Source organism: Mesorhizobium sp. BR1-1-4 (assembly GCF_020165375.1).
Classification (GTDB): Bacteria; Pseudomonadota; Alphaproteobacteria; order Rhizobiales; family Rhizobiaceae; genus Mesorhizobium; species Mesorhizobium australicum.
The window spans coordinates 357622-370470 of record NZ_JAIUIB010000004.1; the positions used below are offsets into that span (position 1 = coordinate 357622).

Consider the following 12849-nt stretch of genomic DNA (forward strand, 5'->3'; position numbering starts at 1 on the left):
GCCCGGCGTTGCCGCCGGACCACGGTTCACAGGGCAGCCTACATGCCGAGCGAGGCCTTGTAGAGCTTGATCTGCTTGTCGCGGCCAATCTGGTCGGTCAGCTTCTCCCAGGCGGCTGCGATGGCATCGGCGCCTTCCTGCGCCTTCATCTTCCCGGCGAAGGTGTTGGCCAGGATATCCTCGGCGGCGCTGTAATACTGGAAGATGCCGGGGATGCGCGGCTCGATCGCCGCGTTGGGATGATTGTAGCTGTCGCCTTCCGACTTCAGATATGAGGTGATGAACGCCTCGTCGTAGCCGGCCGCCACCCACTCCGGAATGTCGAAGTGCGAATTGCGGTAGGGTTGGAAGCCCGACGGATACATCGCCGTCCAGATCGACAGGTCCTTGCCGCCGAGATGGGCGGCGGCCGACCATGCCGCCTTCTTCTTCTTTTCGTCGCTATCGACGCGGGCCATGACATAGACGCCCCAGCCGAGATAGGCGCAGTTGGGCGAATAGTTCGGGCCGCTGGCGAGCTTCTCCCACTTGCCGGTCTTGGAGTTGTAGACATCGTCGGAGCCCGGCAGGATCGAGAAGCCGGTGACATCGCCGATGACCGAGCTGTCATTGGTCTTGACGTTCGAGCCGACGTCGCCCCACCAGGGGATCATCGAGCCGGTGCCGGCCAGGAACTGCTGGAAGGCGGTGGTGTTCGGGTCGGCATTGATCTGGTCGGCCGGCTCCGACGGCAGGGCGTCGATGACGTCCTGGATGGCGCGTACCCAGGCCGGATTGTTGATGCGTGGCTTCATCGTGTCGGCGTCGAACAGCCAGGCCTTGTCGTCGGGATGCTTGGCGTAGGCGGTGGCACGGCTGCCCAGGAAGTAGAAGCCGAACCCGCCCCAGGGCTTGGGCGCGTCGAGGTAGCCGTAGACATCCTGGCCCTTGAACTTCTTGCCTTTCAGGAACTTGGTCACGGCCTGAACCTCTTGCCAGGTCTTAGGCACGCCCCATTCGCTCGTCGCCCCGCCATCCTTCCACTGCTTGGCGAGGTCGGCATCGGCAAACACGTCGGTGCGGTAGTTGAAATTGTGCGCGTCGCCGTCGATGGTGACCCGGTACTGCTTGCCATCCCACGTGCCGACGGGCGGCTTGAGGTAGTTGACGAGATCGTCGAAGTCGATCTGCTTCTTGACCCAGTCGGGCATCTCCGAAGTCAGGCCTTTGCCGCAGACGTCGCCCTCGAACGGCGCGCCCATCTCGATAATGTCGAAGTCGACGGTGCCGGTGGCGATCGACTGCTGCAGGCGGGCGTTGTAGTCGGCCTGCGCCAGGTCGATCCAGCTGATCTTGGCGCCGGTATAGGTCTCCCATGGCTTCAGGAAACCACGGAACAGCACATTGTGCAGGTTCTGGTTGTTGAGGCCCATGAAGGTGAGCTCGACGCCGGCGAACTCGCCTTCCTTGACATTGGCCTTGGTCGCCTCCAGGCAAAGCTCGCCGACCTTCTGGAAGTCGGCGTCTGTCGGCTGGCCTTTGCCAACCCCGGGGATCTGCAGGATTTTCGAGCGCAGTTCGCTTGCGGCGGAAGCCGGGCGCGTCAGCGCGCCAAGTCCGGCGCCGGATGCGGCGGCGATCGCGGCCATCGAGGCCGCGCCCTTCAATATGTCGCGCCTTGTGGCGCCGGCACGTACCAGTTTGTCGTAAAGACCTACTCGCATGGACTATTTCCTCCCAGAACGTTAGTCGTGAATCGAAAGTGCCAATCGTGCCGGGCGCTGGCCTTTTTAGAAGCGAAATCAGGACCCCGACCTGCGTCGCTTCGCGTTCCGTTTTTTCGGGTAGAGTACCGGCGTTCGGATTGGCGCTCGTCACTATTCTCACAACCAAACGCCGTGTCAACGAGGACGGGTTTTTATCTATAAGAGACCGACTTGCCCTGACCGGTCGCGTTGGTTAGCTTCTGCGCCTGCGGCCAGTGGAGCCGATGGGGGAACGATGGCTCAAGTCGCGATCAGCAATGTGGCCAAGGCGTTTGGAACCGTCAAGGTTCTGCACGAAGTCAGCGTCGACATTGCCGATGGCCAGTTCGTCGTGCTTGTCGGCCCGTCCGGTTGCGGAAAGTCCACGCTGCTCAGGATGGTGGCGGGGCTGGAGACCGTCTCCGGCGGCACAATCGCCATCGGTGACCGTGTCGTCAATCACCTGCCGCCCGCAAAACGCGATATCGCCATGGTGTTCCAGAACTATGCGCTCTACCCGCACAAGACGGTCGAGCAGAACATGGCCTTCGCCCTCAAGCTGCGCAAGACCGATCCGGCCGTGGTTGCCGAGCGGGTCAAGCGCGCCGCCGACATCCTCGACCTCAGCCCCTATCTGAAGCGCTACCCGCGCCAGCTTTCCGGCGGCCAGCGTCAGCGCGTCGCCATGGGGCGCGCCATCGTGCGCAATCCGCAGGTATTCCTGTTCGACGAGCCGCTTTCGAACCTCGACGCCAAGCTGCGCGTGCAGATGCGAACCGAGATAAAGGAACTGCACCAGCGGCTGAAGACCACCACCATCTATGTCACCCACGACCAGATCGAAGCCATGACGATGGCCGACAAGATCGTCGTCATGCGCGATGGCCGCATCGAACAGGTCGGCGCGCCGCTGGAGCTTTTCGACCGGCCGGCGAACCTTTTCGTTGCCGGCTTCATCGGCTCGCCGTCGATGAACCTGCTCAAGGGTACCGGGCGCAAGGGCGGCGTCGAGATTGCCGGAACGCTATTCCCGGTCGCTCCGAACAACACCGTCGAGGAAGGGCGCTCCGTCGTCTATGGTGTGCGCCCTGAACATCTCGAAATCCATCCCGAAGGCGTGCCGGCGAAGATTTCCGTGGTCGAGCCGACCGGCTCGGAAACCCTGGTGTTCCTCCGCTTCGGCGACGGCGAGATGGTGGCGCTGTTTCGCGAGCGCCATGACTTCAAGCCCGGCGATACGCTGAAGCTCCGGCCAAGGCTCGACCATATCCATCTGTTCGACGCCGAGGCCGGCAAGCGTCTCTGATCTCAAACGCACTTCACGAGGACCATCATGCTCAAAGGGATCGATCCGTTGCTCAATGCCGACGTGCTCCAGGCATTGCGGGCGATGGGGCATGGCGACGACCTGATCATCGCCGACACCAACTTCCCGTCCGATTCGGTGGCGCGCCAGACGGCACTCGGTCGGGTGCTCCGCATCGATGCGCCGGCGGCGCGAGTGGTCAAGGCGGTTCTGTCGCTCTACCCGCTGGACACGTTCGTCGATGATTCCGCCGCCCGAATGGAGATCGTCGGAAAGCCGGACGAGATCCCAGCCGTGCAGAAGGAAGTGCAGAAAGAGATCGACGCCGCGGAGGGCAAGTCCTGGCCGATGGTGCCGGTCGAGCGTTACGCCTTCTACGAGCGCGCCAAGCAGGCCTATTGCGTCATCCAGACCGGCGAACGCCGCTTCTACGGCTGCTTTGCCTTCCGCAAGGGCGTCGTGCCGCCGGATGCGGAGTAGCGGCATGGCCTCGGGCAAGCCGGTCGTCATCCTCGGTGTGTTTGTCGCCGACACGGCCTACAGGGCCCAGCGCCAGCCGCGCATGGGCGAAACGATCCTTGGCAATTCCTTCAAGCTGGGGCCGGGCGGCAAGGGGTCGAACCAGGCCGTGGCCGCTGGCAAGCTGGGGGCCGATGTCGCGTTCCTGACCCGCCTCGGTGTCGATGCCTTCGCCGACATGGCCAAGCGGACCTGGAAGGATGCCGGCGTGAAGAGTGCTGCCATCGACACGCCGGACAGCTACACCGGTGCCGCCTACATCTTCGTCGAGGAGGGGAGCGGCAACAATGCCATCATCGTCAGCCCCGGCGCTGCCATGCTGATCACGCCCGAGGACATCGAAGCCAATGCCGACCTTATCAGGGGTGCCGGTGTTTTCGTGACGCAGCTCGAACAGCCGATCGATGCCGCGCTGCGGGCATTGGAGATCGCACGCGGGGCCGGGGTGACGACCATCCTCAACCCGGCACCGGCGGCAAAGCTACCCGACCGCATCTACGCGCTCTGCGACTATCTTACACCGAACGAGACAGAGACGGAGGAGTTGACCGGGCTGAAAGTTTCTTCGGTCGAGGAGGCTCGCGCCGCCGCCGGCAAGCTGCTCGAAAAGGGCGTCGGCACGGTCATCGTCACGCTGGGCGAAAAGGGCGCGCTCCTGCACACGAAGGATCGCTCCGAGCATGTTTCCGCCATCAGTGCCGGCCCTGTCGTCGAAACCACCGGCGCGGGGGACGCCTTCAACGGCGGCTTGGCCGCAGCACTTTCGCGCGGCGTGGAGCCGCTGGAGGCGGTGCGCTTCGCCTGCGCCGTGGCCGGCATTTCGGTGACCCGTCCAGGCACGGCACCGTCTATGCCGACATCGCAGGAGGTCGAGGCGTTGCTGGCCAAGCGCTGAGGCTGCTCAGGGTTCGCGGGGTCCCGGAGCCCAGACCGTTCTGGCCTCCGGGTCAGTGGGCGTTGAGAGCTACTGCATGACGTAGCAGCGCTTTCCCTGGTCGGGAGCGGGATCGCCGAATGCATCGTTGTCGCATTGGACGCCATTGCGGAACACGTCCTGCGTGAACCGGCCGCGGGCGCCATACCTGACCACCTTGCGGCCATAGAAATCGCAGAATTCGCCTTCCTCGGCGCAGACCGCCCACTTCTCGCGGCGTGGCTGATCGTAGTCGTCGTTCGACTCGTCACGGTCGCGCTTCACGATGAAGCAGAACTTTTCCTTGCCCGGCGCGGGATCGCCGAAAACGCGGTTCGAACAGGGTACCGCGTTGCGCTCGATGTAACGCGAGGTCGTGCGGCCCCTGGCGCCGTAGACGACCTCGGCGGGATAGGGCAGGCGGCAGATCTCACCCTCGCGAGCGCATCGCTGCAGCCGGTCGGCCGACGCGGCGGCGGGAAAAAGGACGGATGCGGCCGTCGTCGCGCCACCCAGGCAAATCAGCGTGAATATCGTGCGCGTGGAAATGTTCGGTGCAATTGACATTACGTCCTCCATGCCATTCCGGCAGCATACTGCAATGTGGCTGCCTGCGGCATGAATCGAGCGTTTTGTGGGCGGTTGCGCAAGCAGATTCGCAACGACCAAGTCGTCCGCTGTCCGCAGGGCCTCTTCGTCCGTTGCTTGGCGACCCACACGAAACGCGTCGTGGATTCCAAGGCATCGCTCATGCAAGGGCGATTTTGGAGCCGAGAAGAACGGGGCCGAAGAAGGTCTTCGGACGCTGTTCCTGGAGAGGTCTTTGACAATTTTGTCGGCATTTCCCCGGAGCCAAGGATCATCGTCCTTGAGGGGAAATGGCGCGAGTGACGGGGCTCGAACCCGCGACCTCCGGCGTGACAGGCCGGCACTCTAACCAACTGAGCTACACCCGCGCATTGACGAGCACGTGTCAGCCGTGTTCGTCGTTGGGGCGCTGGATAAGGGGTTCGCTACCGGGTGTCAAGCGCACCAAACCATCATAACGCCAAACAGGAGAAGGTTTTTTGACAGCCGGCATTTTGTTCGCAAATCCGGCCTGCGAACAGGGCATCCCGCACTCATTTGGCCTTGCGAAGCAGGTCCCGACCGCTTAAAGGTCCGGCCCGGAGCGGGCGATTAGCTCAGTTGGTAGAGCGCTTCGTTTACACCGAAGATGTCGGCGGTTCGAGTCCGTCATCGCCCACCACATTGTTTTCGAAGCGAAATTTGCGTTTCAGCTCCTGGCTAATTTGGCGGTTGGTTTGACCAATAGCTACAGAATAGCAACAGCCTGATCGGCGCGATCCGGTCGCTGGTCAGCTGAATCGCCAGAGTTAGGATTACGTGCCCCTAGCGAACCGGGAGCGGTCTCGCGCGAAACAGTTAGAGCCCAGTAGGCTCCACAAGGCCCGTCGCAGCAACGAAGAATGTGGCGACTCCTAGCCGCTGAAGAGCTGGGGCTGTTTCGCCAAACAGAGACCGATATCGCGGGAAATCGGGCAGCGCGATTGCAACTTGAGCTGTCGGATACGCCGACTGCATCCGTAGCGCCTTTAACAGACCATGAGCATACCAGTGCTGTGCCTGTAGCGAAGGATTTGTGGGCTTCGTCTCGCCACTCCGATTTGGATCGCGGTAGCCTCGGGAAGGATATCCTTTCACCTCAATTACGAACGCTTGGTTGAGGCGGGTGGCGTGGATATCCACGCCCCGTTCCTCTTTACCAGTATCCGCTTGAGACATGATCGACCAGCCTTGCTTTCGCAGGCAATGCGCAACCGCATTGGCGACATTGCCTCCCAAAACCAATCAGCGGTGGCGTCCACAGCGCCGCTGGACTGCGGTTGCTCCTTGGCTTGCCCTGAAGGAAGTGGATCGCCCTTAATCCCCAAGGGATAGTTTGCTAGTTTACCGCTCGCATTTGGACGTCTCTCCACCACCCCTGCGGTGGCCAGCGCGCGGCAAATCTGATTTACAGTTTGGCGCGGCGTGATCTTGAGGGGCCATCGAGATCTGATCGTCATCCCTTCCCGGGAAACGCTTGATAAAGTCAGCGATGCGCGTTCGATTGTCCATGGAGCAATATATGACCAACAGATGGCTATGGAGGCAATGGTAACTGATTGGGGCAGAGAAGGCGTAAGGTGCCGCGCTCCGATATGAGGGGGAACACCACGATGATGTTGATTGGGCACCCAACCGGTGGGCTCATGGGGTATCGGGAATGATCGCACGTTTGAAGCCGTGTGTACTGGTTATGGCGGCTCTTCTGATGATTGCTGGAGGGCCAACAAGCGCCAAAGATAGCGCACCAACGTTCAGCCAATATCCGGCGGAACAACAGTGGAATGGGAAGCACCCAACGGTGCTTGAGCGAACCGGGTTCTCGAAGCAGTTCCGCTCAAGGATGAGGGAGGCTGCCGTCGCACCCCCGAATTTGGCGGGACATTATGTCGGAGTCACTTTCGGATGCGGCACGAGTTGCCTGATGGGTGGAGTTGTCGATCTGAACTCCGGAAAGGTGATCGAGTACCCGCAAACCACATGCTGCTATGAAGGGGACGAAAAGAGGGTTCAGTTTCAGCAAGACAGTCATCTCGTAATATTTCGTGGCGTAGCCAATGAAGAAGGCCCCAAGGTCACTAACTACTATGTTCTCTTGGATGGGAAGTTCCAGCTGATTCACCAAGAGGGGCTTAAGGAGCCCGTGGGAAATTCGTCTAGTTTGCCCGATGAGACCAATTCGGCGACATTCGGTAGCTACCGTTGCACTGGCGATTGTTCGGGCCATAAAGCGGGCTACGCTTGGGCAGAACAGGGTGGGATCACAAGTGCGTCCGATTGCCGGGGGAAGTCGAAAAGCTTTATCGAAGGATGCTTGGCGTATGTGGAGGAGCAGTAAGCGAGTCTCGTGTGCGCGAGCAGTGGGCTTGCTCGGAGTGTCCTCACCCATGCCGTGGAACTTGGGCCTATTGGTCAGCAATCCAGTCAAGGGGTCAAAGGTTCTGGTATTCCGCCCCGTATTCTCGATGCGATTGGGCCAAGCGCCGCGCACGTCGGCGAGACACACTGTGAAGTCACTCTCAAAACTATGGTGAGCGAGATGGCGAAAATCCCCCTCTTTCCATTGTAGTCACGTCACTTATCAGCGCCGAGGAGGTCTGAAACCGCGTCTTCCTTGGATTTCTTTGCCGCCAGCCGCTCTTCTATTCTGTTCTGGATGCCGCTGATCATAGTCTGCGCCTCAGGAAGCATCGCCTCAAGCGCTCGCTGCTCGGCCGGAAGGTCCACGAAAAGCCGAGATGCCGCCAAATGCGCTGTCACCTCATCGGCCAGATAACCGTCTTCGTAGCGTTCGTAGATCGCGGCTCCCGACCAGTGCTCGATGTCCTTGTTGTCAACCGCGAGAAGGCATCGCTTTGACCCCTTACTGGCCCGAAGGACTCCCGTGAGTTCGTTGTAGCCGTCGCATTCGAGGCTAAATAAAAGCCGCTCCTCCGCTGGACCGTAACCCTTGTGTGAGGAAGGGATCCATTCATAGGCTGTCTGATACCCGTGGGGGATCTTCTTGATCTCGGCATAGAGCGAGGTGTCGAAGGGCTTTTCAGTCAAATCGACGCCCGAACAAACGAATTCGGTCTCTTTAGACAGGAGAAGGTTCTCTTCTCGACGTTCCTGACAGCGATCATATCGAATTGCGATCCGGAAGATTCTCGCGTTGTAGACATAGGCGATGGCCGTTGCCTCGCGGCCAAGGATGCACGTCGTGAGCGTCACGCTATCGGAACGGAAACGACGGTACTGGTCGTAGTCGATGGAGAGATCTCCCAGACTGAACGCTCCTGCGCTGGTAGTAATCGGGTTTAGCAGGTCGGCCTGAACCTTGGTACTTTGGTCTACTAAATCGACTGGCACGGAGAAGTCGCTTTCCTTGCAGCTGGCACTCGATCCGAGGGCCGCCTGAAGGGCGGTCGGTGACTTCTGCAGCTGGGCGGGCCAATCAAAAGCGTGGGCGATAGGGGTAAACGCAATCAACGTGACTGCCGCCCCCGTGAGTCTAATCGCGACCATGAGAATCTCTGTTCGTTTCGGTGGTGATCGCTATGAATGCGGGTGGCCGCAACCGTCAATCACTAGGTGTTGCGCCAAGCCAACCCGACCGTTGTCACTGGCAGCAGTGAGCATCGATCACTCGACCCGCTCCCACGTCCCGTCCGGCCGACACTCCGTTTGGATGGAGTCTTTGGTTTCACCTTTTGCAATAGTGCCGACGGCAGATAGCTGTCCGTTCCTCAGACATCCGGCAGGTGCCTTCTTCGTATCTACCCACACGAAATCCGGGCTGCATAACATCGGACCATCCGCGGCTAGAATGACGGCACCCGGGGAGTACTGCTGCCCAGCCAGCCAACAAACCCTCTGGACCTCATAGACGTTCTGCGCGTGAGCGAAACTCGGCAGTGCCGCAAGATAAAGCAACCAATACCGCATCCTATGTACCCCGTGGTCTGAAATAGCTGGACCCTGCCAACAGCCCTGCACCCAGTTTTAACGGAGGCATCTTACTCTTCCTCAAGCATCGTGAAACACCAGCCAGCTGATGCTGGCCAGAATGAGGAGAGTACGGTCTGAACCCGCCATCGAATAGTTGGTCTGCTGTCCGACAGCAGGTGTTGCAACGGGACGGCTTTCGATGCGTCTCGTGCGGCGTCGAACTCATATCGGCAAGCGCGGACATTCACCACTTGCTGCCGCGCTCTATGGGTGGCACCGACGAAATGTCGAACTTAGTCACTCTCTGCGACGGCTGCCATGCGAGCCATCACCCCAACTTGGCCGGTGGCCTCGCAAGACGGACTATTGAAAGATGGGCAGTACGCCTTGCCAAATGGCTAGACCGTGAGGGGGTGGTGACCGAAGCGGCGGGCAACTTCGGACCCGCTCTAAGGCTGTTTGGACTTGAAAGATTTCGTCACGGTCAGCTCCCAATCATTCTGGCGGCTCTTTCAGGGAAATCCATATTGCTGGTCAGCCCTACAGGCTCTGGCAAGACCCTGTGCTTTCAACTTCCTGCGGTGCTGAGGCGTGGGGTTGCCCTTGTTGTGTCTCCCCTGAAGGCACTGATGGCCGAGCAGGTGTCTGACCTTTTGGCGAAGAAGATACCGGCTACGTTCATCAACAGCGATCTCAGCCGCGAGGAAAAGGCCACCCGATTTTCCCTGCTTGGCCACAAGGCAATTAAGCTCCTCTACGTTGCGCCGGAACGCTTTTTCGTTCGTAGCGATGCCGAGCGCGGTCAACTCAAACGAAGCGAGCCCTCCTTTTTGGTCATTGATGAGGCCCACTGCGTAGACCGTTGGGGAGAGGACTTCCGCCCCGAATACGGGCGACTGAGCGAGGTTCGAGAAAAACTCGGGGCTCCCCCAGTCTTGGCTTTCACTGCTACCGCCGGAAAGGAGATGCAGAACCGAATCCTTTCATCGCTTGGCATCCCCGACGCGAAGGTTTTCGTCCGCGATGTCGATAGGCCAAATATCGCGATGTTGCGGCGGCAGTGCCGACCTGAACGGCGAGCGCAAGAGATCGCGTCGATGCTTTCTCTGCCTCAGTTGAAGGGGCAGAAGGTGATGGTCTTTGTGCCTACCGTAAAAGTCGGGGAGGACCTTAAAGCGTCCCTTTCGAGCCTTGGGCTGGACCTCCCATTCTATCACTCCAAGCTTGGAGACGCGTGGGAGCGGCAGGAACTCGTCAAGCGGTTTCTCGGACAGAGCCGTCCGGTTGTCGATCAGATCATCTGCACCAATGCATTCGGCATGGGTCTCGATGTCCCGAATGTGCGGCTGGTGGTTCACTGGCAGCAGTCGGCATCTGTGGAGGACTTGCTGCAGGAATTCGGCCGGGCTGGCCGGGATCGGAAGCCGTCGGTTTCAGTCATTTTCCACGATGGTCCGGGTCGGGGCGACGCAGGGCGACTCAGATACATGGCCGAGTTGACGGTTTTGAACGCGCCGGGCGATGATCTGCAAAAAGCGTTCATGCTGGCGCAGCGGAACGGGAACATCGATCAAGTGGCCGGAATGCTCCGCTCGACGTCCTGTTTTCGCGAGTCGATCCGCCGATACTTCGGCGAGGCCGAAGGGCGAGCCAATCTAAGTCTATCCGAGCGAATCCTTGAATCGGTTTTTGCGACGCGTGCCCCAAAGACGCGCCATACGGCCTGTTGCGATAGCTGCGACGCTGAAATGATCAAAAAGCACGGCGAAACGACTTATGTTGCGCGTATCGTGGGAGGCGAATTTGGGCGACGGAGTCGAAACTGAGCGGCCCGCTACGTCGTGTTCCTCGAAAGATCGTCGTATGGCGCTTCTCAGCTGCTAGGAATGGCCGTTTTTGGATAGAAGGACGCGCCACACGACATCAACAGCCCAAGCCTCTGTGGTACCTTCAGCTATGGAACAAGCTGAGCCGCGGTCTTGCCGATAGGGTCAACTCGGGCGACTTAAGCATACGGAATATCTTTGGGGGTTGATTATGAAGCTCATCGGGTGTGTCTCGGCATTCTTAGCCATAGCCCTATCCGCCTCAGCAGGATGGGCAGATGATCAGGATCCTATCTACTATGGAAGCCGGGCCGGTATGCAACTTACAACGGTGTCCGAGGAGGGCATCGGTACCGCGAACGCCAAGATTCACGTAAAACATACCCCAAAAGACGCCAAGGCCTTCTGTGTTCAATACAACTCGGACTATTCGATGGCGTGCGTAAAACAAACAATGGCCTTGGTCAAAATTGACAATTACCTGACCGGAAATTGCGTGAAACGTACTTGGCTAGACCTATCGAAAGAGAAATTCGCGTACCTTGGCCCCGCTAAGAAATCAGACGAAATGCTTGCCGACTACGCCATAAAGCGCGTGAAGACTGGCGAGATCCTCGACGGCACAACGGCTTCAGGTTATTGGGTCGAACTTGGCATTTTCCAGCACCTCTGCCCCGGAATTGCGAAGTAATATGGGCTGCTGGCTTCGCGTGTGGCTTTCGCTCGGTATCTGTCTCAGTCTGACCGCAATGGCGCATGCCGCCGATGTAAAATTCGAAGGGAAGGTAGAGCACAAGGGAAGCGAGGCGCTAGCACTCCGGCTTGAAGGCGAGATTAATGAAACTGACCCCGCTGGGGTGAAGGCGGCATTGGCGCAAGCCGGGCTAGGGAATGATGGCGACGTCTGGCCGATCATTGTCGTCGAACTTAATAGTTCCGGTGGATCTTATCAGGCTGGCCTAGATTTGGCGCTGCTGTTCCGCAGATTGGGATTGGCGACAGTTGTTAAATCTGACGACCATTGCTTTTCTGCCTGTGCGCTAGCGTTCCTTGGGGGCACCCAGCGGGCAACCGATCCGACACCTGCATCGGATGATGGACCCATTCCAGACCAGCTTCCTGACCGATCAATTGAACGCGACGCTCAACTTGGATTTCACGCCCCATATCTCGCCCTGAGCGGATCATCCTACACGGCTGAAAACGTGTCGGAGGCATATACCGCAGCCGTCTTGGGAATCTCGCGCTTTATAGCAATTGCCGACCATTTGTATGTCTCAACTGCCGAGTTACCTAAGCTTCTCAAGCCAACACGCGATGACCTCTATATGGCTGACAATGTTGATGCGGTCAGGTTCCTCGGCATCGACTACATCGACTACACCCTGCAAATTCGCAGCCTTCACGGTATAACACCAACAATGGTCCTGAATGCCTGCGTAAATAGGTACTATCATCTCCGACGCCGAAGCAGTCTCCTCGGGTACGGAACGGCGGCATCGGTCCGAGAAGAGTTTATCGAGGGCTCGAAGCTGCTCGACAACGGCGAGGAAAAGCAAGTCTTTGGTGTTCGGCGTGTGAAGTTCGGTGAAGGCTCAACGAATGTGGCGTTCACGCCGATAGCGAAAACCGATGACGGAAGGAGTTTCGTTTGGTGTTTGTTTGGCCCTGTTGGAGCTGATGCCACAACGCTTTACAAACCCGCCGGTACCGTTGAGGAGCTCTTCGCTGAATTGAAGAGTGGGCAGGGACAATGGTGGGAGTTCTCCAACTCGGAAACGACCATGAAATTTGGGCTGTCAGACACCATTGAATCAATGATGCGCGTCCTCGATATGGCCCCACCCGAGACCAGACTAGCTGACGTTCTCCAAACCGTTGAGCACTACGAAGCAAGTGAACCGATCCTCCCGCTACACTAGGCGCATTGCTGGTGTGGTCGAATTCAGTTGAACACGCCAACGAAGACGGAATGGTTAACGGTCGGTCAATAGTATGCTGGCTACACTCCCTTTTCGGGTGTGT

The 12849-nt window shown here is 59.1% G+C and carries 10 protein-coding genes and 2 tRNA genes; 7 read left to right on the plus strand and 5 right to left on the minus strand.

Features of this window, described 5'->3' with window-relative positions; translation table 11 throughout:
• Positions 1-38: 38 nt before the first annotated feature.
• Positions 39-1703, minus strand: coding sequence for an ABC transporter substrate-binding protein (locus LB571_RS10920; RefSeq protein ID WP_015318190.1), 1665 nt, complete (start codon positions 1701-1703; stop codon positions 39-41).
• A gap of 277 nt (positions 1704-1980) precedes the next feature.
• Between LB571_RS10920 and LB571_RS10925 the strand changes: the two genes are divergently transcribed.
• From LB571_RS10925 to rbsK, 3 genes are read left to right on the plus strand one after another with little or no spacing between them, the layout of a single operon-like run.
• Positions 1981-3030, plus strand: coding sequence for an ABC transporter ATP-binding protein (locus LB571_RS10925; protein WP_015318189.1), 1050 nt, complete (start codon positions 1981-1983; stop codon positions 3028-3030).
• Between the two features lie 27 nt (positions 3031-3057).
• Complete coding sequence (locus LB571_RS10930; protein ID WP_015318188.1) at positions 3058-3510, plus strand: RbsD/FucU family protein; 453 nt, start codon at positions 3058-3060, stop codon at positions 3508-3510.
• Positions 3511-3514: 4 nt separating this feature from the next.
• Entirely contained in the window at positions 3515-4444 is a 930-nt protein-coding gene (rbsK, locus tag LB571_RS10935; protein WP_015318187.1) for a ribokinase, read from the plus strand.
• A 69-nt stretch (positions 4445-4513) separates the two neighbouring features.
• Here rbsK and LB571_RS10940 read toward each other — a convergent pair whose 3' ends face one another.
• On the minus strand, positions 4514-5029 hold the full coding sequence (locus LB571_RS10940; protein ID WP_015318186.1) for a hypothetical protein: 516 nt from the start codon (positions 5027-5029) through the stop codon (positions 4514-4516).
• A gap of 312 nt (positions 5030-5341) precedes the next feature.
• Positions 5342-5418: transfer RNA gene (locus LB571_RS10945), tRNA-Asp, on the minus strand.
• A 217-nt stretch (positions 5419-5635) separates the two neighbouring features.
• Here LB571_RS10945 and LB571_RS10950 point away from each other — a divergent pair.
• Positions 5636-5711, plus strand: a tRNA-Val gene (locus tag LB571_RS10950).
• Positions 5712-7642: 1931 nt separating this feature from the next.
• Here LB571_RS10950 and LB571_RS10955 read toward each other — a convergent pair.
• The gene (locus tag LB571_RS10955; RefSeq protein WP_224594349.1) at positions 7643-8575 is read right to left on the minus strand and encodes a hypothetical protein; all 933 of its coding nucleotides are present in this window, start codon (positions 8573-8575) and stop codon (positions 7643-7645) included.
• A gap of 117 nt (positions 8576-8692) precedes the next feature.
• Positions 8693-8995 carry a DUF1496 domain-containing protein gene (locus LB571_RS28960; RefSeq protein ID WP_224594350.1) on the minus strand — a complete coding sequence of 101 codons (303 nt, stop codon included), beginning with the start codon at positions 8993-8995 and terminating at the stop codon, positions 8693-8695.
• 179 nt (positions 8996-9174) lie between these two features.
• Here LB571_RS28960 and LB571_RS10965 point away from each other — a divergent pair, with 179 nt between their 5' ends.
• The 3 genes from LB571_RS10965 (at position 9175) to LB571_RS10975 (ending at position 12746) form a co-directional block, all read left to right on the plus strand.
• Positions 9175-10824 (plus strand): RecQ family ATP-dependent DNA helicase, encoded by a 1650-nt coding sequence (locus LB571_RS10965; protein WP_224594351.1) that lies wholly within the window; start codon positions 9175-9177, stop codon positions 10822-10824.
• A 211-nt stretch (positions 10825-11035) separates the two neighbouring features.
• A complete protein-coding gene (locus LB571_RS10970; protein ID WP_224594352.1) occupies positions 11036-11515 on the plus strand; it encodes a hypothetical protein in 480 nt (159 codons plus the stop codon).
• Complete coding sequence (locus LB571_RS10975) at positions 11475-12746, plus strand: hypothetical protein (RefSeq protein ID WP_224594355.1); 1272 nt, start codon at positions 11475-11477, stop codon at positions 12744-12746. Before LB571_RS10970 ends, LB571_RS10975 begins: the two co-directional genes overlap by 41 nt.
• Positions 12747-12849: the final 103 nt, after the last annotated feature.